At 73.6% G+C, this 24,520-nt stretch carries 29 protein-coding genes; 20 read left to right on the top strand and 9 right to left on the bottom strand.

Going from position 1 to position 24,520, the window contains the following annotated elements:
* Positions 1–234 precede the first annotated feature (234 nt).
* Complete coding sequence (locus tag QHG49_RS29965; protein WP_301491941.1) at positions 235–537, bottom strand: type II toxin-antitoxin system Phd/YefM family antitoxin; 303 nt, start codon at positions 535–537, stop codon at positions 235–237.
* 88 nt (positions 538–625) lie between these two features.
* On the opposite strand from QHG49_RS29965, the gene QHG49_RS29960 reads away from it, so the two are divergent.
* The 3 genes from QHG49_RS29960 (at position 626) to QHG49_RS29950 (ending at position 2,616) form a co-directional block, all read left to right on the top strand.
* A complete protein-coding gene (locus QHG49_RS29960) occupies positions 626–1,252 on the top strand; it encodes an ATP-dependent Clp protease proteolytic subunit (protein WP_145486130.1) in 627 nt (208 codons plus the stop codon).
* 7 nt (positions 1,253–1,259) lie between these two features.
* Entirely contained in the window at positions 1,260–1,568 is a 309-nt protein-coding gene (locus QHG49_RS29955; RefSeq protein WP_145486131.1) for a hypothetical protein, read from the top strand.
* A 574-nt stretch (positions 1,569–2,142) separates the two neighbouring features.
* A complete protein-coding gene (locus QHG49_RS29950) occupies positions 2,143–2,616 on the top strand; it encodes a C40 family peptidase (protein WP_301491940.1) in 474 nt (157 codons plus the stop codon).
* 153 nt (positions 2,617–2,769) lie between these two features.
* Here the strand turns inward: QHG49_RS29950 and QHG49_RS29945 are convergent, their stop codons facing one another.
* A complete protein-coding gene (locus QHG49_RS29945; RefSeq protein ID WP_301491939.1) occupies positions 2,770–3,228 on the bottom strand; it encodes an ATP-binding protein in 459 nt (152 codons plus the stop codon).
* A 213-nt stretch (positions 3,229–3,441) separates the two neighbouring features.
* Here QHG49_RS29945 and QHG49_RS29940 point away from each other — a divergent pair, with 213 nt between their 5' ends.
* On the top strand, positions 3,442–4,305 hold the full coding sequence (locus QHG49_RS29940; RefSeq protein ID WP_159699237.1) for a helix-turn-helix transcriptional regulator: 864 nt from the start codon (positions 3,442–3,444) through the stop codon (positions 4,303–4,305).
* A 10-nt stretch (positions 4,306–4,315) separates the two neighbouring features.
* Positions 4,316–4,540: a DUF397 domain-containing protein gene (locus tag QHG49_RS29935; RefSeq protein ID WP_145486135.1), complete on the top strand. Its 225-nt coding sequence runs from the start codon at positions 4,316–4,318 to the stop codon at positions 4,538–4,540.
* Between the two features lie 31 nt (positions 4,541–4,571).
* On the opposite strand, the gene QHG49_RS29930 is transcribed toward QHG49_RS29935, so the two are convergent.
* Positions 4,572–5,699 (bottom strand): 8-amino-7-oxononanoate synthase, encoded by a 1,128-nt coding sequence (locus tag QHG49_RS29930; protein ID WP_301491938.1) that lies wholly within the window; start codon positions 5,697–5,699, stop codon positions 4,572–4,574.
* A gap of 147 nt (positions 5,700–5,846) precedes the next feature.
* On the opposite strand from QHG49_RS29930, the gene bioB reads away from it, so the two are divergent.
* The 4 genes from bioB (at position 5,847) to QHG49_RS29910 (ending at position 9,812) form a co-directional block, all read left to right on the top strand.
* Positions 5,847–7,049, top strand: a complete 1,203-nt coding sequence (gene bioB / locus QHG49_RS29925; protein WP_301491937.1) for a biotin synthase BioB — start codon at positions 5,847–5,849, stop codon at positions 7,047–7,049.
* Positions 7,042–8,331: an adenosylmethionine--8-amino-7-oxononanoate transaminase gene (locus QHG49_RS29920; RefSeq protein WP_301491936.1), complete on the top strand. Its 1,290-nt coding sequence runs from the start codon at positions 7,042–7,044 to the stop codon at positions 8,329–8,331. Before bioB ends, QHG49_RS29920 begins: the two co-directional genes overlap by 8 nt.
* A gap of 1 nt (position 8,332) precedes the next feature.
* Positions 8,333–9,049: a dethiobiotin synthase gene (bioD, locus tag QHG49_RS29915; RefSeq protein ID WP_159699246.1), complete on the top strand. Its 717-nt coding sequence runs from the start codon at positions 8,333–8,335 to the stop codon at positions 9,047–9,049.
* Between the two features lie 76 nt (positions 9,050–9,125).
* Positions 9,126–9,812: a class I SAM-dependent methyltransferase gene (locus QHG49_RS29910; protein ID WP_301491935.1), complete on the top strand. Its 687-nt coding sequence runs from the start codon at positions 9,126–9,128 to the stop codon at positions 9,810–9,812.
* On the opposite strand, the gene QHG49_RS29905 is transcribed toward QHG49_RS29910, so the two are convergent.
* Entirely contained in the window at positions 9,813–10,151 is a 339-nt protein-coding gene (locus tag QHG49_RS29905) for a fic family toxin-antitoxin system, toxin component (RefSeq protein WP_145486248.1), read from the bottom strand. It lies immediately after the preceding gene.
* 52 nt (positions 10,152–10,203) lie between these two features.
* Positions 10,204–10,446 (bottom strand): hypothetical protein, encoded by a 243-nt coding sequence (locus tag QHG49_RS29900; protein ID WP_037658805.1) that lies wholly within the window; start codon positions 10,444–10,446, stop codon positions 10,204–10,206.
* Between the two features lie 291 nt (positions 10,447–10,737).
* On the opposite strand from QHG49_RS29900, the gene QHG49_RS29895 reads away from it, so the two are divergent.
* The 9 genes from QHG49_RS29895 to QHG49_RS29855 all read left to right on the top strand — a co-directional run bounded on the left by QHG49_RS29895 (position 10,738) and on the right by QHG49_RS29855 (position 19,043).
* The gene (locus tag QHG49_RS29895) at positions 10,738–11,622 is read left to right on the top strand and encodes an LLM class F420-dependent oxidoreductase (RefSeq protein WP_145486139.1); all 885 of its coding nucleotides are present in this window, start codon (positions 10,738–10,740) and stop codon (positions 11,620–11,622) included.
* A 45-nt stretch (positions 11,623–11,667) separates the two neighbouring features.
* The gene (locus tag QHG49_RS29890) at positions 11,668–12,030 is read left to right on the top strand and encodes a GNAT family N-acetyltransferase (protein WP_159699252.1); all 363 of its coding nucleotides are present in this window, start codon (positions 11,668–11,670) and stop codon (positions 12,028–12,030) included.
* A gap of 170 nt (positions 12,031–12,200) precedes the next feature.
* Entirely contained in the window at positions 12,201–13,544 is a 1,344-nt protein-coding gene (locus tag QHG49_RS29885) for a hemolysin family protein (RefSeq protein WP_301491934.1), read from the top strand.
* Positions 13,541–14,554 (top strand): hemolysin family protein, encoded by a 1,014-nt coding sequence (locus tag QHG49_RS29880; RefSeq protein WP_159699258.1) that lies wholly within the window; start codon positions 13,541–13,543, stop codon positions 14,552–14,554. The genes QHG49_RS29885 and QHG49_RS29880 overlap by 4 nt, the downstream gene beginning before the upstream one ends.
* 62 nt (positions 14,555–14,616) lie before the next feature.
* Entirely contained in the window at positions 14,617–15,432 is an 816-nt protein-coding gene (locus QHG49_RS29875) for an SGNH/GDSL hydrolase family protein (RefSeq protein ID WP_301491932.1), read from the top strand.
* 82 nt (positions 15,433–15,514) lie between these two features.
* Entirely contained in the window at positions 15,515–16,957 is a 1,443-nt protein-coding gene (purB, locus tag QHG49_RS29870) for an adenylosuccinate lyase (RefSeq protein ID WP_145486143.1), read from the top strand.
* A 56-nt stretch (positions 16,958–17,013) separates the two neighbouring features.
* Positions 17,014–17,502: a G/U mismatch-specific DNA glycosylase gene (gene mug, locus QHG49_RS29865; RefSeq protein WP_301491929.1), complete on the top strand. Its 489-nt coding sequence runs from the start codon at positions 17,014–17,016 to the stop codon at positions 17,500–17,502.
* 237 nt (positions 17,503–17,739) lie between these two features.
* Positions 17,740–17,898, top strand: a complete 159-nt coding sequence (locus QHG49_RS29860; protein ID WP_167532306.1) for a hypothetical protein — start codon at positions 17,740–17,742, stop codon at positions 17,896–17,898.
* The gene (locus QHG49_RS29855) at positions 17,886–19,043 is read left to right on the top strand and encodes an ROK family transcriptional regulator (RefSeq protein WP_145486145.1); all 1,158 of its coding nucleotides are present in this window, start codon (positions 17,886–17,888) and stop codon (positions 19,041–19,043) included. Before QHG49_RS29860 ends, QHG49_RS29855 begins: the two co-directional genes overlap by 13 nt.
* Before the next feature lie 31 nt (positions 19,044–19,074).
* Here the strand turns inward: QHG49_RS29855 and QHG49_RS29850 are convergent, their stop codons facing one another.
* The 3 genes from QHG49_RS29850 to QHG49_RS29840 form a co-directional block, all read right to left on the bottom strand.
* Positions 19,075–19,995: an alpha/beta hydrolase gene (locus QHG49_RS29850; RefSeq protein ID WP_301491927.1), complete on the bottom strand. Its 921-nt coding sequence runs from the start codon at positions 19,993–19,995 to the stop codon at positions 19,075–19,077.
* A 143-nt stretch (positions 19,996–20,138) separates the two neighbouring features.
* Positions 20,139–20,900, bottom strand: a complete 762-nt coding sequence (locus tag QHG49_RS29845; protein WP_086811863.1) for a GntR family transcriptional regulator — start codon at positions 20,898–20,900, stop codon at positions 20,139–20,141.
* Positions 20,901–21,140: 240 nt separating this feature from the next.
* Positions 21,141–22,058 (bottom strand): RNA polymerase sigma-70 factor, encoded by a 918-nt coding sequence (locus QHG49_RS29840; RefSeq protein ID WP_301491926.1) that lies wholly within the window; start codon positions 22,056–22,058, stop codon positions 21,141–21,143.
* 124 nt (positions 22,059–22,182) lie between these two features.
* On the opposite strand from QHG49_RS29840, the gene QHG49_RS29835 reads away from it, so the two are divergent.
* The gene (locus tag QHG49_RS29835; protein WP_159699279.1) at positions 22,183–22,836 is read left to right on the top strand and encodes an NADPH-dependent F420 reductase; all 654 of its coding nucleotides are present in this window, start codon (positions 22,183–22,185) and stop codon (positions 22,834–22,836) included.
* Positions 22,837–22,953: 117 nt separating this feature from the next.
* Positions 22,954–23,805, top strand: a complete 852-nt coding sequence (locus tag QHG49_RS29830) for an alpha/beta fold hydrolase (RefSeq protein WP_301491923.1) — start codon at positions 22,954–22,956, stop codon at positions 23,803–23,805.
* Here the strand turns inward: QHG49_RS29830 and QHG49_RS29825 are convergent.
* On the bottom strand, positions 23,802–24,107 hold the full coding sequence (locus QHG49_RS29825) for a hypothetical protein (RefSeq protein WP_159699285.1): 306 nt from the start codon (positions 24,105–24,107) through the stop codon (positions 23,802–23,804). The two genes, QHG49_RS29830 and QHG49_RS29825, sit on opposite strands and share 4 nt — an antisense overlap.
* Positions 24,108–24,520 lie beyond the last annotated feature (413 nt).

Below are 24,520 nucleotides of genomic sequence, written 5' to 3'. Positions count from 1 at the left end.
CACAGTCCTCGCTCCGGACCGTGCGGGGTCCGGGTGCCGCAGCCACCGCGACGGGAGTCAGGTGTAACACACGGACGAATGGGGACCGACCGTGATCAATAGGGGCACAAAAACCCTCCGGTGGCATGGATCCGCAGGCTAGTTCGCCGGAGTTTCAACGACGTTAACCAGCCTTTGGGCGGCTCATGACCGCCCTATGGCACCGGCGATAACCGCGGGGCGACCAGGCGGTGTTCAGGAAACGCCCGGCCCCCGGTACTCCGCCGCGATGCCGAAGCGCCGGCGTTCGCGCGGAGCGGACGGCACCTCGTGGACGGCGGACTCCCGGATGCGGGACACCGAGCTGGCCACCTGTCCCTCGCCCGGCTCCTCGGCGGCGTCCAGGGCGTCGAGTCGTGCCAGGTCGGCGGCCGAGACCAGCGCGGCCAGCGGCTTGCCGTGCCGGGTCACGACGACGCGCTCGCCGCCGTACACCACCCGGTTGATCAGGTCGGCGAGCTCAGCCCTGGCTTGCGTCACCGGAATCTCGTAGGCCATACCCCCATCATAACGTCAGGTACGTCCTGTACATTCTGTACAGAAGTCGGAGATCGCCGGTCTCCGCCGTGAGGAGGGGTGTGCCCAGATGTCCCGACCGTCCGCCCGCTACGTCCTGCCCGAGTTCACCGAGCGCACCAGCGTCGGGGAGCGGCGGCTCGATCCCTACTCGAAGCTGTTCGAGAACCGGGTGGTCTTCCTCGGGACGCCCCTGGACGAGGCGGCGGCCAGTGATGTGATCACCCAGTTCATGCACCTCGAACACCTGGACCCGGACCGGGACATCACGCTCTACCTGAACTGCCCGGGCGGCTCGTTCCACGCGATGACGGCGGTCTACGACACGATGCGGTACGTCACCTGTGAGGTGCAGACGTACTGCCTGGGCCAGGCCGCCTCGGTCGGCGCCGTGCTGCTGGCCGCCGGCACCCCCGGCAAGCGGTTCACCCTGCCCGGCGCGCGCGTGGTGCTCTCCCAGCCCGAGCTGCCCGAGCCGGCCCAGGGCCAGCCGAGCGATCTGCTCATCCAGGCCGAGGAACTGGTCCGGCTGCGCACCCTGATGGAGGAGATGCTGGTCCGGCACACCGGGCGCACCGAGGAGCAGGTCCACCGGGACCTGGAGCGCGATCTCATGCTGGACGCGCCGGGCGCGCGGTCGTACGGGCTGGTGGACGGCGTGGTGCCCGGCCGCCGGGACCTCCCCGGCGAGCGGTGAGCCGGCCGTGCTGCCCGAGGAGCTGCCGCCGCTGCCGGCGCTGACGCACGCGGAGGGCGAGGTGGTCGACCACTATCTGGCGGTGGTCGACCTGCTCGGCAGGATCAACCCGGCGCACGACGGTGACACCTATCGCGGGCTGCGCGCCGCGCAGGCGCTGGTGCGCAGGGCGGAAGAGCTGCGCGACGCGCTGGAGCTGATGCACGACCGGGGCGAGCGGGAGGTGCACGGGAGCACGTTGGCACGGGCGCTGCGGGTGCTCGACGGCGAGCGCCGGGCCGCTCGCGTCGCGCTCCCGCCGGACGCCGTGGGCTGATCCGGACGGCCGCCGGACCCGGTGGGCGCGGAGTGTCCGCTCGGCCGCCGGGTCCGGGCGCGAAACGGCCCGAACGACGTACCGCCGACCGGTGTATATCCGGATCCGTTTCCGGTTCTCCCGAGTTGCGCGCGGGCCGTGTCCGTGCGCGGTGCCCGGGCGCCTTTTCCCAGGTCCGGGGCTACGCACGGGAACTGACGCAGCATCGAACAGAGCAGCTTCCACCCGAACGGGCGAGTGGTGAGTAACGCCACAAATCCCCGATTCCGTTGGGATTTTCGGACAGCTGTAGGTCAAGATCCCTGTCTGACGACAAGCCCCCGCCACCGCGGCGGGGCGGTCCGGGCGGACGCCGAGTCCTGCCGCCGCCCGGATGACCGGTCGACAGGAGTGGATCGGCAGGAGTGGAGGACCCAGGCAAGGCGGGTCCCCGGAACGGCCGGCAGTCCGCGTGAGCGGACGGACGGGCGCTTCGGGCGGCCCTTGGGGTGAAGCCGTGGCAACGCGGCCGGGCTACTTCGCCAGCCCGAATCCGACAGGTCATCCTTCACAGGCGGCTGACGAAGGGTTGCGCATGACTGCGCTCAATCGTGTCCCGTCGCTGATGGCCCGAGCCGGTACGGCCTCGGCCCTCACCCTGGCCGCCGTGGGCGGCTCGATCGCGGTGCCTGGCCTCTCCACCGATGCCTCGGCCGCGACGATGGCGACGAAGGCCCTGAACATCGCGGCGTCCAAGAAGGGCGCCCCGTATCAGTGGGGGGGCACCGGGCCGCGACGGTTCGACTGCTCCGGGCTGACGCTCTATTCGTTCAAGAAGGCCGGGAAGAAGCTGCCGCGGACCGCCGCCCAGCAGTACAACAAGACCCACCACATCTCCTCCGGCAGCCGCAGAGCCGGTGACCTGGTGTTCTTCCACTACGGCTCGAACGTCTACCACGTGGGCATCTACGCCGGTCACAACAAGATCTGGCACGCGCCGAAGACCGGTTCCGTGGTGCGGCTGGAGAAGATCTGGACCAAGAGCGTCTGGTACGGCCGGGTCAGCTGACCCGCCCGCGCACGGGGGAGCGACTCCAGCCACCGGGCCGCTCCTTGTGCCTCCTCCCCTCACCCCGCGCCGCCTCCAGCCCCCGGGCGGCCCGGGCCGGGTCCCGCGCAGCCGCCGGATGAACGTTTCGCGGCTCCGCGCCGGGCTCCCCCGCTACGCCTCCTGCTGACCCGCCGTCGCCACCGGTTCGACCGGGGCGGTCCAGGGCAGTTCGATGGAGACCGTCTTGCCGCCCTCTCGGGTGGGGCGGACGCGGAGCCTGCCGCCGCACTCGGCGGTGAGCCAGCGAATGATGACCATCCCGCGGCCGTTGTCCTGCTGCACGGCCGCGGGCAGTCTCTTCGGGAAGCGCGGATGACTGTCCGTGACGCCGATGCGCAGCCGTTCGTCGCGCTCCAGCGCGATGTCGACCGTGAAGGTCGGGGACTGCCCGAAGGTGTGCTGGACGGCGTTGGTGGCCAGTTCGGAGACGATGAGCCGCACCGTGTCGGCCGCCTCGGTGTCCGACGGCAGGCCCCACTCCGCCAGGGTCCCCACCACGTACGACCTCGCGGCGGCGACCGAGGCGGGATCGCTCGGCAGGGTGACGGATGCTTCCAGGTGGTCTGCCATGGCGACGTCGTCCCTTTCCCACGGGACCGGAGTCCTGCATGGAGCGGATGGTTCGAGTACGGTCCCGGACTGGTGCTTCCTCGCCAGACTGCCACCACCGGACCGGTCACGGGGAGCGATCCACCGAGATGTGCATATATCTGTCGCTCGATGCGGTGAACTCTGCGACGGGAGACCGTATTCGGGCGGCCCATAAGGAGTAAGGAGGAGCCCATGCAGAACGGTCCGGCAGTGCGCCGCCGCAAATTGGGTGCCGAACTGCGCACGCTGCGCACCGGTGCGGGGCTCACCAGTGGGGAGGCGGCGCGTCTGGTCGGCTGGCACCAGTCGAAGGTGAGCCGGATCGAGACGGGCGCCAGTGGTGTGAAACCGGCCGATCTTCGCTTACTCCTGGACGCCTACACCGTGCGCGACGCCCAGCTGCGCGAGCTGCTGCTGATGCTGGCGGGCTCCGAGGACGGAGACGGCGAGCGCAACCGCTGGTGGCACGCCTACCGCGGGGTGCTCCCGCCGACGTACCGGGACTTCATCAGCCTGGAGTCGCAGGCCCGCGCGATGCGCACACTGGAGACGACCGTCGTGCCCGGCCTGCTCCAGACGGCCGAGTACGCCCGTGCGGTGACCCGGGCGGCCGTCAAGGACCTGGACGAGGAGCGCCTGGACGCGCTGGTGGAGGTGCGGCTGGCCCGGCAGGACGTGCTGCGCTCGGACCCGCCGCTGGAGCTGTGCGCGGTCCTGGACGAGGCGGTGCTGCGCCGAGAGGTCGGCGGCCCCGGGGTGATGGCGCGCCAGCTGGAGCGGCTCATGGAGGCCGCCCGGCTGCCCCAAGTGCAGCTCCAGGTACTGCCGTTCGGGGCGGGGGCGCATGTCGGCCTCACCGGGCCTTTCGTTATTTTCTCATTTCCGAGCACTTCTGATCTCGATGTTGTTGTTCTCGACCAGTTGACGAGTAGCCTCTACCTCGAACGGAAAGAAGACCTCCGGGCGTACTCGGAGGCCTTCCAGACCCTTCAGAGCCACGCTCTCTCCCCCCACGATTCGCTGGACTACATCGCCGGGATAGGTGACGGCGCGTAAGGAGGCACCATTGTCAGCTCTGCCTCGGAGCGTCCCTGCCAGTACCGACCTGTACGACGTGCGCTGGCTGCGCAGCAGTTACAGCACGGGCGCCAACAACTGCGTGGAGACGGCACGGCCGCGCCGCGGACCCTGGTCCGGGCTGCTCGCCGTGCGCGACTCGAAGGACCCCGCCGGGCCCGCGCTGCTCTTCCGCGCGGACAGCTGGACCGGCTTCGTGGCCGCGCTCCGCTGAAACCCTCCGGACCGGTCCGCCCCCGGCCGGCTCATGGCCGCGTCTCGCCGATCACCCGCACCGCGTGGGCGATCTCGGCCCCGGAGAGGTCCGCGCGGGCGGTCAGCCGCAGCCGTGAGATGCCGTCGGGCACGGAGGGAGGACGGAAGCAGCCCACGGCCAGGCCCGCCGTACGGCAGTCGGCCGCCCAGCGCACCGCCTGCTCCGGGGACGGGGCCCGTACGGAGACCACCGCGGCGTCCGGACGCACCGCCTCCAGACCCGCGGCGGTCAGCCGCAGGTGCAGCTCCCCCGCCACCTCGCGGGCCCGCGCCGCCCGTTCGGGCTCCCGGCCGAGCAGCCGCAGGGCCGCGAGGGCCGCACCGGCCGCCGCGGGCGCGAGCCCGGTGTCGAAGATGAACGTGCGGGCCGCGTTGACCAGGTGGTCGATCACCCGCGCCGGACCCAGCACCACCCCGCCCTGGCTGCCGAGCGACTTGGACAGCGTGGCCGTGGCCACCACGTCCGGGGCGCCCGCCAGTCCGGTCGCCTGCGCCGCGCCCCGGCCGCCGTCGCCCAGCACGCCGAGTCCGTGGGCGTCGTCCACCACGAGCCCCGCGCCGCGCTCCCGGCACGCCTCGGCCAGCTGTGCGAGCGGCGCCCGGTCCCCGTCGACCGAGAACACGGTGTCCGAGACCACGATCGCCGCCCCCTCGTGGGTGGCGAGGGCCTTGCGCACCGCCTGCGGGTCGGCGTGCCCGACGACCTGGGTCTCGCCCCGGGCGAGCCGGCAGCCGTCGATGAGCGAGGCGTGGTTGCCCGCGTCGGAGACGACCAGCGAGCCGTGCGGGCCGAGCGCGGTGACCGCGGCCAGGTTCGCGGCGTACCCGGAGGAGAAGACCAGGGCCGCCTCGAAGCCGCAGAACGCGGCCAGTTCCCGCTCCAGTTCGGCGTGCAGCTCGGTGGTGCCGGTGACCAGCCGGGAGCCGGTGGCGCCGCCGCCCCAGGTCCGGGCGGCCCGGGCCGCGCCCTCGGTCACCTCGGGGTGCCGGGCGAGGCCCAGGTAGTCGTTGCTCGCCAGATCCAGCAGCGGGGAGGCGGCGGGGCGCGGGCTGAGGCGCCGTACGAGTCCGGCCCGGTGGCGCGCCCGGGCCTGCTCCTCGATCCAGCCGAACGCCATGAGTCCTCCGGAGGTTTTGTAGGTAGCGCACAGACCCTAGCTGGCCCGCTCGCCACCGACCGTGTGGCAATACCCACACGGTGAACGGTGTTCCTTGTGTGAACTCTCCTTGGCCCGGGGCGGTCCCGTAAGACAGGATCGGGCCTCATGGACCTGCTGAACACGCTGGTGGACAAGGGGCTTCGGCGCGAGCTGCCGACCCGCGAGGAAGCGCTCGCCGTGCTGGCCACCTCCGACGACGACCTGCTCGATGTGGTGGCCGCGGCCGGCAAGGTGCGCCGGCACTGGTTCGGCCGGCGCGTGAAACTGAACTACCTGGTCAACCTCAAGTCCGGCCTGTGCCCCGAGGACTGCTCGTACTGCTCCCAGCGGCTCGGCTCCGAGGCGGGCATCCTCAAGTACACCTGGCTCAAGCCCGACGAGGCGTCCCAGGCGGCCGCCGCGGGGCTCGCGGGCGGCGCCAAGCGCGTCTGCCTGGTGGCGAGCGGGCGCGGCCCGACGGACCGGGACGTGGACCGGGTCTCGCAGACCATCAAGGCCATCAAGGACGGCAACGAGGGCGTCGAGGTGTGCGCCTGTCTCGGGCTGCTCTCCGACGGCCAGGCCGAACGGCTGCGCGAGGCCGGCGCGGACGCCTACAACCACAACCTGAACACCTCGGAATCGACCTACGGGGAGATCACCACCACCCACACGTACGCCGATCGGGTGGACACGGTGCAGAAGGCGCACGCCGCCGGTCTCTCGCCGTGCTCCGGTCTGATCGCCGGCATGGGCGAGAGCGACGAGGACCTGGTGGACGTCGTCTTCTCGCTGCGCGAGCTGGACCCGGACTCCGTTCCGGTGAACTTCCTGATCCCGTTCGAGGGCACCCCGCTGGCCAAGGAGTGGAACCTCACCCCGCAGCGCTGTCTGCGGATCCTGGCGATGGTCCGCTTCGTGTGCCCGGACGTCGAGGTGCGCATCGCGGGGGGCCGTGAGGTGCATCTGCGCACGATGCAGCCGCTCGCGCTGAACCTCGCCAACTCCATCTTCCTCGGCGACTACCTGACCAGCGAGGGCCAGGCGGGCAAGGCCGACCTGGAGATGATCGCCGACGCCGGTTTCGAGGTGGAGGGCGCCGATCAGATCACCCTGCCGGAGCACCGGGCGGGCGGCGGTGGCTGCCACCAGGGCGCCGACGCCGGCTGCCACGACTCCGCCGCGGGTGGCTGCCACGAGGGCGCGGGGGTCTGCGGTTCGGCCCCCGCGGAGCCGGCCGCCGAGCCGGTGGCCGCGAACGAGCCCCGTACCGACCTGGTCGCCGTCCGCCGCCGGGGCGCCGGAACGGATCTCGCGCCCAATGCCTGACCTGCCCCACCTGAGTGTCCCCGAGCTGCTGGAGCTGGACCGGCGGCACGTCTGGCATCCGTACGGCCCGATGCCCGGGCGTGCCGAACCGCTCGTCGTGGAGTCGGCGAGCGGGGTCCGGCTGCGGCTCGCGGACGGCTCGGGCGAGCTGGTGGACGGCATGTCGTCGTGGTGGTCGGCGATCCACGGCTACAACCACCCGGTGCTCAACGAGGCGGCGCGGCGGCAGCTGGGGCGCATGAGCCATGTGATGTTCGGCGGGCTCACCCATGAACCCGCCGTCCGGCTGGCGAAGCTCCTTGTCGACATGTCGCCCGAGGGCCTTGAGCATGTGTTCCTGGCCGACTCCGGTTCGGTGTCGGTCGAGGTGGCCGTCAAGATGTGCCTCCAGTACTGGCGTTCGCTCGGGCGGCCCGGCAAGCAACGGCTGCTGACCTGGCGGGGCGGCTACCACGGGGACACCTGGCAGCCGATGTCGGTGTGCGACCCCGAGGGCGGGATGCACGAGCTGTGGTCCGGCGTGCTGCCGCGCCAGGTCTTCGCGGACGCGCCGCCGGCCGGGTACGAGGAGTCGTACGCGGAGCAGCTGCGCGAGCTGATCGGGCGGCACGCGGACGAGCTGGCCGCGGTGATCGTGGAGCCGGTGGTGCAGGGCGCGGGCGGGATGCGCTTCCACTCCCCCGCCTATCTGCGGGTGCTGCGCGAGGCGTGCGACGCGCACGACGTGCTGCTGGTGTTCGACGAGATCGCGACCGGTTTCGGGCGTACGGGCGCGCTGTTCGCGGCGGATCACGCGGCCGTCACCCCGGATGTGATGTGCGTGGGCAAGGCGCTGACCGGCGGCTATCTGACGATGGCGGCCACGCTGTGCACCTCGCGGGTGGCCGAGGGGATCTCCCGGGGCGAGGTGCCGGTGCTGGCGCACGGGCCGACGTTCATGGGCAATCCGCTGGCCGCCGCCGTGGCCTGCGCCTCGCTGGAGCTGCTCATGGGGCAGGACTGGCGGGCGGAGGTCAAGCGGATCGAGGCGGGCCTGACGGCGGGTCTCGCCCCGGCGGCCGAGCTGCCGGGCGTGCGGGACGTACGAGTGCTGGGCGCCATCGGGGTCGTCCAGCTGGACCACGAGGTCGACATGGCCGCGGCCACCCGTGCGGCCGTCGGGGAGGGCGTGTGGCTGCGCCCGTTCCGCGATCTGGTGTACACGATGCCGCCGTACGTCACCTCGGACGAGGACGTGGCGAGGATCGCGCGCGCGGTGTGCGCGGCGGCGCGGGAGGGATGAAATGCCGGTACTGGTGATCACGGGGACGGGCACGGAGGTCGGCAAGACCGTCACCACGGCCGCCGTCGCCGCGGCGGCGCTCGCGGCCGGGCGTTCGGTGGCCGTCCTCAAGGCCGCCCAGACGGGGGTACGGCCCGACGAGCGCGGGGACGCCGACGAGGTGGCCCGGCTCGCCGGTGCCGTCACGGCGGAGGAGGTCGCCCGCTATCCCGAGCCGTTGGCGCCGGGCACGGCGGCGCGGCGGGCCGGTATGGCGCCGGTGCATCCGCAGGAGGTCGCCGAGCGGGCCGCCAAGCTGGCCGCCGACCACGATCTGGTGCTGGTCGAGGGGGCGGGCGGGCTGCTCGTACGGTTCGACGCGGCGGGCGGCACGCTGGCCGACGCGGCGCGGTCGCTGGGCGCGCCGGTGCTGATCGTGGCCCAGGCGGGCCTGGGCACGCTGAACGCCACCGAGCTGACGGCGCGCGAACTGCGCCGCCACGGTCTGGAGCCGCTCGGCGTGGTGATCGGCAGCTGGCCGGCCGATCCCGATCTGGCCACCCGCTGCAATGTCGCCGATCTGCCCGAGGTCTCCGCCGCGCCCCTGCTGGGCGCCCTGCCCTCGGGCGCGGGCGCCCTGTCCCCGGCCGGCTTCAGGGCGGCGGCCCCGGGCTGGCTGTCCCCGCGGCTGGACGGCACGTGGGACGCGGAGGCGTTCCGCGCGCGGGAAGGGGCCTGACCGGGGCGCCGAGGGGGCTCGCCGGGGCGGACCGCGGGGATACTTCCCCCAGGTTTGTGATGTCCGGGAGATCGGTATGCGGCTGGGGTCCGAGGCGCCGGGGCCGGGGGCCGTGCGGCATCCGGTGTTCGCGCGGGACTACGCGCGGGTCGGCGCCGGGGCGGACGCGCGGCTCGGGTTCGCCGGGGTGCGGGGGCGGCTGCTCGCCGGGCTGTCCGGCCGGGTGATCGAGGTCGGCGCGGGCAACGGGCCCGGCTTCGCCCGCTGTCCCGCCGCCGTCGCACGGGTCGTGGCCGTCGGACCGGAGCCGCTGCTGGGCCGGTTGGCGCGGGAGTCGGCGCGCCGCGCACCGGTGCCGGTCGACGTGGTGCCCGGCGCGGCGGAGGCGCTGCCCGTCGCGAGCGGGGCGTTCGACGCGGTCGTGCTGTCCCTGGTGCTGTGCGGTGTGCGCGATGTGGCGCGGGCGCTGGGTGAGGCGCGGCGGGTGCTCAGGCCGGGCGGGCAGGTGCGGTTCTTCGAGCACGGGCGCGGCGGCGGGCGGGCGATGCGGCTGACCCGGCGCGCCCTGGACCGCACGGTGTGGCCCGCGCTCGCCGGGGGCTGCCATCCGGCCCGGGACCCGGTGGCCGCGTTGCGCTGCGCCGGGTTCGCACTCGGGCCGTACCGCGAGCTGACGCTGCCGGGGGGCGGGCCGCGGCTGCCGGCCTCGTACTGCGTGCTCGGGACCGCCTGGCGCCCGGACGACGGACCGGGCGGCCGCTGATCACAGGCTCCAGCGGCGCAGTTCCCCGGCGATGTCGTCGATGCTCGCCGCGCCGTCCTTGACCAGCCGGGCGAGGTCGCGCACCTGTTCCGGCGTGGTGGCCACCTTGGCGCCGCTGGCGACCAGGTAGGCGTAGGCGACCGCGGAGGCGAACAGCGCGTTGGAGCGTTCCAGCGCCGGTACGTGGATGAGCAGCTGGAGGAGGGCGGCGGCGCGTGTGTACGGCGTCTCGTACACCGGCACGCCGAATATCTCCGCCCGGTGCCGGGCGACGGCGGCGATCAGCGCGCCCCAGTCGGTGACCTGCGGGTCCCCGGGCGTCTTCTGTTCGGCGAGCATGAGCAGCCAGGCGAGGTCGATGCTCAGGCCGTTCGGGGTGTCGCTCAAGGGATCAGCTGCGTCCTTCGCCCGGAGCGGTGCCGCGCGCCTCGGTGAACTCCTCGGCGAACACGGACTCGTACTGCTTCATGAAGTCGGCGGCGGCCTCCACGAAGGTGCGGCCGGCCTCACCGGTGTCCTGTCTGACCAGTTCCTCGATGTAGCGGTTGACGCTCATCCCGCGGGCCAGCGCGCGCTCGCGCGCCGCGCGGGCGGTGCCCTCGTCCACGCGCACGTTCAGCTGGGTCTTCGCCATACCTCGACGCTAGCGCCCGAGTGCTAGCAGGGGCAAGCCGGGGGCGGGGGCACACAAGCGGGGGCGGGGGCAGAAGGGGGCGCACGGGCGCGTCCCACCGGGGCGCACCGGAACACCGCCCGCGGCCCGGCCGTACGTCGGCGCGGGCCGGACGCCGCGCTGTACGTGACGCGGCGCCCGGCACCGCGCCGAAGGACCCGCGGCCACGAGCGAGCGCCTGCCGGATGCGCCGGCAGCGGCTGTGATGGAATGCCGGTCGAAGGTCGATTCGCCGACGGTTGAGGAGACTTGATGCCGCGCCCGTTCCGCTTCGGGGTCAACATGCTCACGCCCGCGTCCGCGGCCGAGTGGCGCGCGAAGTGCCGTCGCGCCGAGGAGCTGGGCTACGACGTGATCCTCGTCCCCGACCATCTCGGCCGGGTTGCGCCGTTCCCCGCGCTGGTCGCGGCGGCGCAGGCGACCGAGCGGGCCCGGGTCGGCACGCTCGTGCTCAACGCGGGTTTCTTCAACCCGACGTTGCTGGCCCGGGAGGTCGCCACCACGGACGCGCTCACCGGCGGGCGGCTCGAACTCGGCCTGGGCACCGGCTATGTGCGGGAGGAGCACGAGGCGGCGGGGCTGCCCTTCGGCTCCCCGGGCGAGCGGGTGGACCATCTGCGGCGCACCGTCGAGGAGTTGGAACGGCTGCTCGGCTCCGCGGAGTACCGGCCGCGGCCGGAGCAGGCCCGGGTGCCGCTGCTGATCGGCGGCAACGGCGACCGGATGCTGCGGCTGACCGCCGAGCACGCCGATATCGCGGCCTTCTCGGGCGTCCGGACGGGGAACACGACGTCACTGGAACCGCTCACCGCCGACGAGCTGGACGAACGGGTCGGGCGCTACCGGGAGCTGGCGGCCGGCCGGGCGGAGCCCGCCGAGCTGAATTTGCTGGTCCAGCAGGTCGCCGTCACCGACGATCCCGGGGCGGCGCTGGGGCCGGTGCTGGAGCGGCGGCCGGAACAGACCCTGGACGCCCTGCTGGCGCTGCCCGTCATGCTGGCGGGACCGCTGGAGGACGTCGTGGCGAAGGTCAGGGCGCAGCGCGAGCGGTACGGATTCACCAACCTGACCGTTCTGGAGCCCCAGATGGAGGCGTTCGCGCCGGTGATCGAGCGGCTGCGCGCCGAGTCCGCATGAGGGAAACCCCCGCGCGCGGGGCCCGGCCGCGGTCAGGGTGGCCGCATGAACGAGCTGCGCACACGTCCCGCCGTACCCGATGGCCTCGACGGCGTGCCGGCCTTCTGGCGGACGGCCGCCGAGGGCACCAGCATCAGCGACGACCGCGCCGGGGTGGAGCGTCTGGCGGCGCGCGACGCCCGGGCGCTGATCCTGGCCGAGCGGGGCGGTGAGCCGGTCGGCACCGTGATCGCGGGCTTCGACGGCTGGCGCTGCCATCCGTACCGGCTCGCGGTGGCTCCCGGGCGCCGGCACCAGGGCATCGCCACGGCCGCGCGTACCCCGCCCGCTCGTTTCGCACCAGCGAGTGCGGCCGGGTACGGGCCCGAGGAGCAGTGGCGGCGCTGGGTGAAGCCGCTCACCGGCTGAGACGGGGTTGTCCACAGGCTCTCCGGCACTGCTTTGCCCATCCTTTACCCTGGACGGAGCACTCGTTCCTCTGTGAAAGGTAGTGAGCGTCTTCCCATGGGCGAGCCCCCCGGCCCGCGACACCGCGCGTCCCGCCGTTCCCTGTCCGATCATGGGACGGGGGTGACCCGATGACCGAAGTGCTGCTTCTTCTGGTGGCGATCCTGCTGTCGCTGGCCTGCGGCGCGTTCGTGGCCGCGGAGTTCTCGCTGACCACGGTCGAGCGCGGCGAGCTGGAGCGGGCCGCGCAGCGCGGCGAGCGGGGTGCCGCGGGCGCCCTGAAGGCCGTCCGGAACCTGACGTTCCAGCTGTCCGGCGCCCAGCTCGGCATCACCGTCACCAACCTGGTCGTCGGCATGCTCGCCGAGCCCTCGGTCGCCAAGCTGCTCGCCGGACCGTTCCGGGCCATGGGTCTGTCGGTCGGCGGGGCGCAGTCGGTGGCGCTGGTGCTCGGCACCGCGCTGTCCACGGTGTTCCTGATGGTCGTCGGCGAGCTGGTGCCCAAGAACTGGGCGATCTCCTCGCCGCTGGCCGTCGCCAAGCGGGTGGGCACCCCGCAGCGCTGGTTCAGCGCCGCCTTCCGGCCCTTCATCGCCCAGCTGAACAACACGGCGAACCATGTCGTACGGCGGCTCGGTCTCGAACCCGCCGAGGAGCTGGCCTCCGCGCGCGGGCCGCAGGAGCTGGCCGCGCTCGCCCGGCACTCCGCCAAGCAGGGCGCCCTGGAGGCGGACACCGCCGAGCTGTTCGTACGGACGCTGAACCTGGCCGACCTGACCGCGGAGAACGTGATGACCCCACGCGTCCAGGTCATCGCCCTGGACGAGCAGGCGACCTGCGAGGACGTGGCGAACGCGACCCGGGCGACGGGCCTGTCCCGCTTCCCGGTCTTCCGGGGCAACCTCGACTCCGTCGTCGGCACCGTGCACATCAAGGACGTCCTCGCGGTGCCCGCCGAGCACCGCCGCCACCGCCGTATCTCGCATCTGATGCGCGAGCCGCTGCTGGTGCCCGAGTCCCTCACCGTCGACCGGCTCCTCGACCGGCTCTCCGGCCGCCGCACCATGGCCGTCGTCATCGACGAGTACGGCGGCACGGCGGGCGTGGCCACCCTGGAGGACATCGTCGAGGAGGTCGTCGGCGAGGTCCGCGACGAACACGACCCGCACGAGACGCCCGACATCGCCCCGGCCGGCGCGGACGAGAGCGGCCGGGCCCTGTACTCGGCCGACGGCGCCGCCCGCACCGACCAGCTCGCGCGCGTCGGACTGCGGGTGCCCGACGGGCCGTACGAGACCCTGGCCGGTCTGGTCGCCACCGAGCTGGGCCGGATACCCGAGGCGGGCGACCGGGTCGAGCTCGCGGGCTGGCGCCTCGACGTGGTGGACGCCGCCGGGCGGCGCGCCGCCCGGGTGCTGCTGCACGCGCCGCTGGACGACGAGCGCGACGACAAGACGGCGGAGGGGGCGCGATGATCGCCGTACAGCTGCTGATCGGTCTGGCCACCCTCGTGGTCAACGCGTTCTTCGTGGCCGGTGAGTTCGCGCTGATCTCGGTGCGCCGCTCGCAGATCGAGCCGCTCGCGCAGGAGGGCGACCGGCGGGCCAGGAGCGTGCTGTGGGGCCTGGAGCACGTCTCGGCGCTGCTGGCCACCGCCCAGCTCGGCATCACGCTGTGCACGCTGGTCCTCGGTGTGGTCGCCGAGCCGGCCATCGCGCATCTGCTGGAGCCGGTGTTCCACGCGGTGGGCGTGCCGCTGGGCGTGGGCCATGCGGTGTCGTTCGTGATCGCGCTGACCCTGGCGACCTATCTGCACATGCTGCTGGGCGAGATGGTGCCCAAGAACATCTCGCTCGCGGAGCCGGTGCGCGCCGCGCTGCTGCTCGGGCCGCCGTTGGTCGCGCTGTCCCGGGCGCTGCGCCCGGTGATCTTCACGGTGAACACGTTCGCCAACACGCTGCTGCGACTGATGCGGGTGGAGGCCAGGGGCGAGGTCGCGGCGACCTTCACGGACGCCGAACTCGCCGAGATCGTCAAGGACGCGAGCGAGGCGGGCCTGATCGACGACCGGGCGCAGGAGCGGCTGCACGACGCCCTGGAGCTGGGCAGCCGCCCGGTGCGGGACGTCGTGGTGCCCCTGGAGCGGGTGGTGTACGCACAGGTGGGCGTCACCCCGGAGCAGCTGGAGCGGCTGTCGGCCGAGTCGGGCTTCTCCCGCTTCCCGGTGGTCGATCCGGGCCGCCGCATCCTCGGGTATCTGCACGTCAAGGACGCGCTGGACGCCCTGCCCCAGGACCTGCCGTTCGAGCCGCGCGACATGCGGCCCATCGCCCGGGTGAAGGCGGACACCCCGCTGGACGACGTGCTCACCGCGATGCGGGGCAGCCGCAACCACATCGCGGCCGTCCTCGGCGACGACGGACGCCTCGCCGGGCTCGTGACCATGGAGGACGTGCTGCGGGAGCTGTTCGGGCAGCCGGTCTGACCGCACCGCCCCCCCTACCGACCGACCGCTGGGTATGGAGCCGGGATACCATCGCTGTCGCCATGCAGACGAATCCCACGCCTCCCCCGTACACCAGCCTGGTCGCGATCGGCGACTCCTTCACCGAGGGCATGTCGGACCTGCTGCCCGACGGCTCCTACCGGGGCTGGGCGGACGTCCTCGCCGCACGGTTGGCGGCGAGCGCCCCCGGCTTCCGGTACGCCAATCTCGCCGTGCGCGGCAAGCTGATCGGGCAGATCGTCGACGAGCAGGTGGACGCGGCCGCCGCCATGAACGCCGACGTGGTGACCCTGGTCGGCGGGCTCAACGACACCCTGCGGCCCAAGTGCGACATGGGCCGGGTGCGCGGGCTGCTCACCGAGGCCGTGGAGCGGCTGGCCCCCTCCTGCGAGCGGCTGGTGCTGATGCGCAGCCCCGGCCGCCAGGGCCCGGTCCTGGAGCGGTTCCGGCCGCGCATGGAGGAGCTGTTCGCCACCGTGGACGAGCTGGCCGCGAAGCACGGCGCCCTCGTCGTCGACCTGTACGGCGCCCCCGCGCTCGCCGACCCCCGGCTGTGGGACGTGGACCGGCTGCACCTGACGGCCGACGGGCACCGCCGGGTGGCCGAGGCGGTCTGGCAGACGCTCGGCTACCCGCCGGAGGACACCGAGTGGCATGTGCCGATGCCGGCCACCGCGCCGCCGGCCTGGCTCGACCGCCGGGCGGCGGACGTCCGCTTCGCCCGGCGGCATCTGCTGCCCTGGATAGGCAGACGACTGACCGGCCGCTCCTCCGGCGACGGCCTGCCGGCCAAGCGCCCGGAACTGCTGCCGTACGCGACACCCGAGGCCCGGGAGGCGTACGAGGGCCGGGCATGACCGGGGGCGGCCCGCTCTCGTAGCTTCCGACGAACGGGGGCGTGGCGCTGGCCTGCATAAATCGCCAGTAGACTCTGGACACGTGACTTCAGCGCCCGTCAAGCCCCGTATCCCGAACGTCCTCGCCGGACGCTACGCCTCCGCCGAGCTCGCCACGCTCTGGTCGCCCGAGCAGAAGGTGAGGCTGGAGCGGCAGCTCTGGCTCGCCGTGCTGCGGGCCCAGAAGGACCTCGGCATCGAGGTGCCGGACGAGGCGATCGCCGACTACGAGCGTGTCCTCGACACCGTCGACCTGGCCTCGATCGCCGAGCGCGAGAAGGTCACCCGGCACGATGTGAAGGCGCGGATCGAGGAGTTCAACGCCCTCGCCGGGCACGAGCACGTGCACAAGGGCATGACCTCCCGTGACCTCACGGAGAACGTCGAGCAGCTGCAGATCAGGCTCTCCCTGGAGCTGATGCGCGACCGCAGCGTGTCCGTCCTCGCCCGCCTGGGCAAGCTGGCCGGCGAGTACGCCGAGCTGGTCATGGCCGGCCGCTCGCACAACGTGGCCGCGCAGGCCACCACCCTCGGCAAGCGCTTCGCGACCGCCGCCGACGAGCTGCTCGTGGCCTACGGCCGGATCGAGGAGCTGCTCGCCCGCTACCCGCTGCGTGGCATCAAGGGCCCGGTCGGCACCGCGCAGGACATGCTGGACCTGCTCGGCGGCGACGCGGCCAAGCTCGCCGAGCTGGAGCAGCGGATCGCCTCCCACCTGGGCTTCTCCCAGGCGTTCACCTCGGTCGGCCAGGTCTACCCGCGCTCGCTGGACTACGAGGCCGTCACCGCGCTGGTGCAGCTGGCGGCGGCGCCGTCCTCGCTGGCCAGGACGATCCGGCTGATGGCCGGCAACGAGCTGGTCACCGAGGGCTTCAAGCCCGGCCAGGTCGGCTCCTCGGCGATGCCGCACAAGATGAACACCCGCTCCTGCGAGCGCGTCAACGGCCTGATGGTGATCCTGCGCGGCTACGCCTCGATGACCGGCGAGCTGGCGGGCGACCAGTGGAACGAGGGCGACGTGTCCTGCTCCGTGGTGCGCCGGGTCGCACTCCCGGACGCATTCTTCGCGCTGGACGGGCTGCTGGAGACCTTCCTGACCGTACTCGACGAGTTCGGCGCGTTCCCGGCGGTCATCGCCCGTGAGCTGGACCGCTACCTGCCGTTCCTCGCCACCACCAAGGTGCTGATGGGCGCGGTGCGCGCCGGGGTCGGCCGCGAGGTCGCGCACGAGGCGATCAAGGAGAACGCCGTCGCCACCGCCCTCGCCATGCGCGAGCAGGGCGCCGAGCGCAACGATCTGCTGGACAAGCTCGCCGCCGACGAGCGGCTGCCGCTGGACCGCGAGCAGCTGGCCGCGCTGATGGCCGACAAGCTGTCCTTCACCGGCGCCGCGGCCGACCAGGTCGGCGTGGTCGTCGGCCGGATCGAGGAGATCGTCAAGCAGCGCCCGGAGGCCGCCGGCTACACCCCCGGAGCGATCCTCTGACCCCCCGTCCCACGAAGGCGGACCTGGAGGCCGCCCGCGACCGTCTCGTCCCGGACGTGGTCGCGGGCGGCCTCCGCGTGCTGTTCTGCGGCATCAACCCGGGCCTGATGACGGCGGCCACCGGCCACCACTTCGCCCGCCCCGGGAACCGGTTCTGGCCGGTGCTGCACCTGTCCGGCTTCACTCCGCACCTGCTGAAACCGGCCGAGCAGCGGGACCTGCTGTCGTACGGCCTCGGCATCACCAACGTCGTCGCCCGCGCCACCGCCCGGGCGGACGAGCTGACCGCCGAGGAGTACGCCGAGGGCGGCCGGCTGCTGACCGAGAAGGTACGGCAGCTCGCGCCGCGCTGGCTCGCCGTGGTCGGTGTGACCGCCTACCGCGCCGCCTTCGCCGACCGCACCGCCCGAACAGGCCCCCAGCAGTGGACCATCGGCGGCACCCGGATCTGGGTCCTCCCCAACCCCAGCGGCCTGAACGCCCATTGGACGGCGGCGACGATGGCGGAGGAGTACGGGCGGCTGCGGGTGGCGGCCGAGGAGTAGCTCGGGCGTCCTTGCGGCTGGAGGAGTAGCTCGGGTGTCCCCGCGGCTGACGGGCCGCCGTCCCTGTGCGGGACGACCTGGCCCGCGCGGTCGGGGAGGAAGTCGGCGAGGCCCCCGGCGAACAGGGCCGTCAAGGTGAGCTGGCGGCCGCAGCCGTCGGCACCGCGCGGCCCCTCAGCCCAGGTCGGGCCGCCCGCGCCGAAAACGGTCTCGCCGGCCAGCAGCGTCACCGCGCCCGTGAGCACGCCGACGGCGAGCGCGGGCAGGGTGATCGCGGCGGCCTCGGCGGCGAACCGGCGGGGCCGGTCGAGCCCGGCGCTCGCCGGGGCGGGGCGGGACGAGTACGATCCGGCCAACACGCCCGCGAGCTGGGAGGACGGACGGTGGGCCAGCTGACCGGCGGCGATCCCTCGCTGCTGCGAAGGATCAATTCCGCGGTGGTGCTGCACGCGCTGCGGGCCACGGACTGTGCGACGCTCACCGAGATCGCCCGGGTCACCGGGCTGTCCCGGCCCACGGTCGAGGGCGTGGTGGAGGGCCTGATCGAGGCGGGGCTCGTGGTGGAGCGGGCCGCGGACGAGGGGATCGCGCGCCGGCAGGGGCGCCCGGCCCGCCGGTTCCGGTTCCGGGCCGAGGCGGGGCATCTGCTGGGCCTGGAGATCGGCCCGCACCGGGTCGCGGCGCTGCTGTCCGACCTGGACGGGCGGGTGCTGGGCCGGCAGGCCAAGGCGGTCACCGAGACGGCACCCGCGGACGAGCGTCTGGACCGGCTGCGGGGCACGGTCGCCGAGCTGCTGCGGCGCTGCGGGGTCCCCCGGGACTCGCTGCGCGCGGTGGGCGTGGGCACGCCCGGCATCGTGGCGGCCGACGGCACGGTCCGGCTGAGCACGGCGCTGCCGCAGTGGACGGGGCTGAATCTCGGTGAGCGGCTGAGCCGTTCCTTCAAGTGTCCGGTGCTGGTGGAGAACGACGCCAACGCGGCGGCGGTCGCCGAGCACTGGAAGGGCGCGGCGGACGGGACCGACGACGTGGTGTTCGTGCTCGCCGGGCTGAGCCCCGGGGCGGGCGCGCTGATCGGCGGCCGGCTGCACCGCGGCTTCGGCGGGGCGGCCGGGGAGATCGGGGCGCTGCATCTGCTGGGCCGGGAGGTCACCCCGGAGACGCTGCTGTCCACCACCGACGAGCCGTTGCACCCGCTGGACGAGCAGGCGGTGGCCCATGTGTTCGCGCTGGCGCGGGAGGGCGATCTGCGGGCGCGGGCGGCCGTGGAGCGGTTCATCCAGCGGCTGGTGCACGATGTGGCCGCGCTGGTGCTGGCCCTCGATCCGGAGCTGGTGGTGGTCGGCGGCTGGGCGGCCGGACTGGACGGCGTCCTGGAACCGCTGCGCCGCGAACTGGCCCGCTACTGCCTGCGGCCGCCCCGGGTGGCGCTGTCCTCCCTGGGCGAGGCGGCCGTGGCCACGGGGGCGCTGCGGCTGGCCCTCGACCATGTGGAGGAGCAGTTGTTCGCGGTGGACGGCACGGTGACGGCGCGCCGCTGACGGGAACCGTACGGCCCCTCCCCCGGCCCCGCTACGGTGCCGCGACGCCCGCCTCGGCCAGCAACTGGTCCGCCACGAGGCGGGCGCCCGGGTCGCCGACGAGGATCGTGTAGTGGTTGGTGCCGGGGACGCGGCGGGTGCGGACCCGCCCGGGGCCGAGCTTCGCGGCGGCGAGGCGGTCCTCGTCGTACAGGCCCTGCGGCTCGTCCATCAGGCCACGTTCCGCCCAGAGCAGGCGGGCGGCCAGCGGCAGGCGGTGGATCGCGTCGGCGACCTCGCCGCCGAGCTGGTCGATGCCGTCGACGCGGACCGCTTCGAGCGCGCAGGAGGAGCGCAACCCGGGTTCCTCGCCGACGAGATCGCGCTGGATGTAGGCGTCCACCCAGGGCGACCAGGCGGCGGCGAAGCCCGGGTGACGCTGCCAGAAGGCCCGGTAGGCGTCCCGGTCCTCGAAGGTCATGGACAGGCGGGCCATGGCCGGGCCGAGCACGGCGGCGATCAGCTCGTCGGGCGCCACATCGGTCGGCACGGGGAAGGTCACGCCGCCGTCGACGAGCAGCAGGGCGGAGGGCAGAGCGGGGTGGCGTACGGCGGTCAGCGCGGCGGTGAAGGCGCCCATGGAGTGGCCGGTGAGCACCACCGGACCGGGCGCCAGCCGCGCGGCCACGGCGGCCATGTCGTCGGCGTGCGCGGCGATGCCGTACGGGCCGGGCAACTCGGCGCTGCGGGCGCGGCCGCGCAGGTCGGGGGCGAGCAGGGTGACGCGGCCGGCCAGATGGTGGGCGACCCTAGCCCAGGACAGGCCGTTGGCGGTGATGCCGTGCAGGGCCAGCACCACGGGAGCGGCGGGGTCGGCGGCGGGCCAGCGCAGTACGGCCAGATCGCCGCCGCGCACGGGGACCCGCAGCTCCTCGTGCGCCGGTACCCCTGCTGCGGGCTGGATGCGGCTCATGGCTGACCGGCCTCCTCGCGGTGCGTGCCGGGCGACATCATAGGAGCGTCACGCGGCCGGGCGGCAGGGCCCCGGACCCGTCTCCCCGGCACCGGGACGTGGTGCCGGCCGCCACTGCCGGGTCAGGCGGCCCGCCGCGGGGTTCAGGAGGCGCGCTGGGCCGGGTCGTGGTGGATCTCGACGCCCGCGCTGTCGCCGAAGGTCAGCCGGCAGGTGTCGGCGCGGTAGGTCGCCACGGAGAGGGCGGCGGTGCGGCCCTGGGCGGTGAAGCGGGTGGTGACGACCAGGACGGGCGAACCGGGGAGCCGGTCCAGTTCCCGGGCGTCGTCGGCGCGGGCCGAGCCCAGTTCGACGGCGCGGTCCTGGCCCTCCAGGTCCAGGTGGTGCAGCTCCCGCAGCACCGCACGCGCGCGGGCCGCGCCGGAGGGCGCGTCGATCGCGGTGAGGCCGGGCACCGAGGCGGCCGGGATGTGCAGGAGTTCGGTGGCGACCAGCTGGCCGCCCGACATCCGGGAGCGGCGCACGGTGTGCACGGGCTCGTCCGCGCCGGTCTCCAGGGCGGCGGCGACGGCCGCGGCCGGGATCTCCTGGACGCAGTCGACGGCCTGCCAGGCGTCCCCGGCGGCGCCGGGCCAGGCGTGCTGCTCGCCGCCGACGGCCACGCCCACGCGCGGCGGTGCGACGGTGGTGCCGACGCCCCGGCGGCGCTGCAACCGGCCCTCCAGCTCCAGCTGTTCGAGGGCCTGACGGAGCGTCGCGCGGGCCACGCCGAAGCGGGCGGCCAGATCGCGCTCGTTGGGCAGGATCTCGCCGACCGAGAACTCGGAGTCGAGCGCCTCGCTGAGCACGGTCCTGAGATGCCAGTACTTCGGTTCCTGCACCGAATCCAGCTGCGTGGTCCCCACCCTGTCCTCCGCAAGAGCCGTGGTGCGGCGGTTTTTAGCGCCCTTGTTTATTAAAGGTTGTTGCACTTCTCTGCCGACCATAGGGCGGCCGACACCCTTGGTCAAGACCAATCCTCCTTCCCCGGGCGAACGCGGAGGAGGGCCGCAGCGGAGCGTTCACGAGGCGTTCGTACGCGGTGATCCGGGTGACATCGCGGCAAAGCCCCCGTCGCGGGACGGGGGCTCGGTTCCGCACGCGGTTCAGCGCTCGGCCAGGTGGCGCAGTTTGTCGGGGTTGCGCTGGATGTAGACCGAGGTCACGCGGCCCTCCCTGGCGTCCAGTTGGAAGAGGCTGTCGGGTCTGCCGCCGGACAGCACCAGGACGGCCGGGCCGCCGTTGACCTCCAGCGGCCGCAGTGTGGCGGCGGATCCCACGGCGGGGGCGACGGCGGCCAGGAAGCGGGCCACCTTGTCCGCGCTGCGCATGATCCGCAGGGCCGCCTTGACCTTGCCGCCGCCGTCGGAGACCAGCCGCACGTCCGGGGCGAGCACCGACATCAGCCCGTCCAGATCGCCCCCGGACGCGGCGGCGAGGAAACGCTCCGTCAGCTCGCGGCGCCGGCCCGGGTCGACGTCGTAGCGCGGCCGCCGCTCCTCCACATGCCGGCGGGCCCGTCCGGCGAGCTGCCGTACCGCCGGTTCGCCGCGGTCGAGCAGGGCGGCGATCTCCGCGAAGGGGAAGCCGAACGCCTCCCGCAGCACGAACACGGCGCGTTCCAGGGGCGACAGCGACTCCAGGACGACCAGGACGGCCAGGGAGACGGTGTCGGCGAGGACGGCCCGCTCGGCGGCGTCCGGGACGGTGTCGCCGTACTCGGTGACGTACGGCTCCGGCAGCCACGGTCCGACGTACGACTCGGCGCGCGACTGCGCCCGGCGCAGCCGGTCGATGGCCAGTCGGGTGGTGATCCGCACCAGATAGGCGCGGGGTTCGCGGACCTCCGCGCGGTCGGCGCGGGACCAGCGCAGCCAGGCGTCCTGGACCACGTCCTCGGCGTCGGCGACCCGGCCGAGCATGCGGTAGGCGACGCCGGTGAGCAGGGTCCGGTGCTCCTCGAAGACGTCGGTCGCGGGATCGGCATCCCACTCGAAGACGTCGGTCGCGGGGTCGGCGGTCATGCCTTCATCCCATCCGACACGCCCCGGCGCTGTCCACCCGGAATCAGGCCGCTCGCGAACGCGCCGGATCACAATGGCCGCGCGGACCGCCGGGGGCCCGGCGGCCGGTGACCGGAGGTGTGCGATGCGGTTCGGGGTGCTGGGCACGGGCGAGGTGGGGCGGACGCTGGCGGGGCGGCTGGTGGAGCTGGGGCACGAGGTGACGCTGGGGTCGCGCACCGCGGACAACCCGGTGGCGCGGGAGTGGGCGACGGCGGTGGCCGGGCGGGCGCACGCGGGGACGTTCGCGCGGGCCGCGGAGGCGGGCGAGGCGGTGATCAACGCGGTGAGCGGGCGGGTGGCGCTGGACGCGCTGCGGGCGGCGGGCGCCGAGCACCTGGACGGCAAGATCCTGGTCGATGTCTGCAACCCGCTGTCCTTCGAGGGCGGGCTGCCCCGGCTCGACCCGGTGGAGTCGGACAGCATGGGCGAGCGGATCCAGCGGGCGTTCCCGGGGGCGCGGGTGGTCAAGACGCTGAACACCGTCAACTTCAAGGTGATGGCCGATCCGGGGCGGGTGCCGGGCGAGCACCATCTGTTCGTGTGCGGGGAGGATTCGGTCGCGAAGGAGCGGGTGACGGCGTGGCTGGGCGAGTTCGGGTGGCCGCCCGCGCGGGTGCTGGATCTCGGGGGTATCGCGGCGGCGCGGGCGACGGAGATGTATCTGCCGCTGTGGTTGCAGATGTCGCGGGTGTTCGGGCACGGGGACTTCAACATCGAGGTGCGGCAGGCGGGTTGACGCCGGTGCGGTGGCACCCGCCTGCCGGTCATGGCCCGCATCCCGGGGCTACCCGTCGGTAGTAATTGCTGACAAGCTGTCTACGGCGTCCGTCAGCAGTCGAGCCGAGGAGCACCCATGTCCGCCACCGCCTCCTTCACCGTCCCGACCCCGCGCGGCCCCGAGGACGTGGCCGTCTCCTACGCGCGCGTGGGGCGCGGCGAGCCGCTGGTGCTGCTGCACGGCATCGGGCACCACCGGCAGGCCTGGGACCCGGTGGTGGACATCCTCGCCACCGAGCGCGAGGTGATCGCGGTCGACCTGCCCGGCTTCGGCGCGTCCCCGTCACTGCCGCCCGCCCTCGCCTACGACCTGCCCACGACCAACGCGGTACTGGGCGCCCTGTTCGAGACGCTGGAGCTGGACCGCCCGCACGTCGCGGGCAACTCGCTGGGCGGCCTGCTCGCGCTGGAGCTGGGCCGCGAGAAGCTCGTACGATTCGTCACCGCCCTGTCCCCCGCCGGGTTCTGGACGGAGACCGAGCGGCGGTACGCCTTCGCGACGCTGCTCACGATGCGGGGGATCGCCCGGCGGCTGCCGGTGCCCCTGGTGGAGCGGCTCAGCCGCAGCACGGCGGGGCGCACGGCGCTGATGAGCACCATCTACGCCCGGCCCGCCCGCCGAGACCCCGCCGCCGTGGTGGCCGAGACCCGCGCGCTGGCGGAGGCCGCGGGCTTCACGGCGACCCTGCGGTCCGGCAACACCGTCCGCTTCACCGACCCGCTCCCCGGACTGCCGGTGACGGTCGCCTGGGGCACCAGGGACCGTCTCCTGCTGCGCCGCCAGGGCGTCCGCGCCAAGCAGACCATCCCGCACGCCCGCCTGGTCCGGCTCCCCGGCTGCGGGCACTGCCCGATGAACGACGATCCGGCGCTGGTCGCGCGGGTGATCCTCGACGGGAGCCGGGAGGACGCGCCGCAGGAGTTCTAGGCCGAGAACGAGCCCGCGCCGCCCGGCACATGCGTCCCGTACCCGGGCTGGACCACGAGTGAGGGGCCGAGGCAGAACGGGTTGCCGTAGATCCGCACCGGCTGGTCCGAGAGGTTGGACAGGACGTGGGCGAGCGCGGGCAGCCGCTGGCAGCCGGCCGGGTCGCGGTACACGTCCAGCGGCTGCGCCTCGGTGGAGAAGACCACGACGTCTCCCGACGCGGCCGCCCGCGCGGGGGCCGTCAGGCCCAGTACCGCCGCACCGGCCGCGGCCAGGGCCACCAGAATCGCCTTCGCTCGCACGCTCGTCCTCACCGCCGACGCTCCCGCTTGGATCACGGGCTCGCTCCACAGCTATCGCGCGGGCGCCGGGCCGATCCATCCGTTCCCGCCCGGTTCACCCGATCGGCTCACACGCGTTCACCGGCCCGGGGGTCCGCGCCGCGCCCGTCAAGTCCCGCACGAACACGGGTTTGCGCGCGGCCCGCCGAGGGCTTCCCGTACGCTGTCGAGCCAGGTCGCGCGCCGGCGTCATCCCCCGGCGCGCGGCACCCTCAACTCGGGTGCGTCGAGCGGGACTTACCGCCGTGCCGGGCTTCGTGCCGGGCCCCTTCGACCAGGAACCGGGCGCGAGCGATCGCAAGCGAGGGAACAAATGGGGCGGAGCATGCTTTACCTGTCGGTCACAAACAGTTCGTGATCAGGCAACACGCTTC

It is taken from the genome of Streptomyces sp. WP-1 (assembly GCF_030450125.1).
Classification (GTDB): Bacteria; Actinomycetota; Actinomycetes; order Streptomycetales; family Streptomycetaceae; genus Streptomyces; species Streptomyces incarnatus.
The sequence above is the reverse complement of the archived record's forward strand: the minus strand, read 5'-3'. Positions and strand labels throughout refer to the sequence as shown.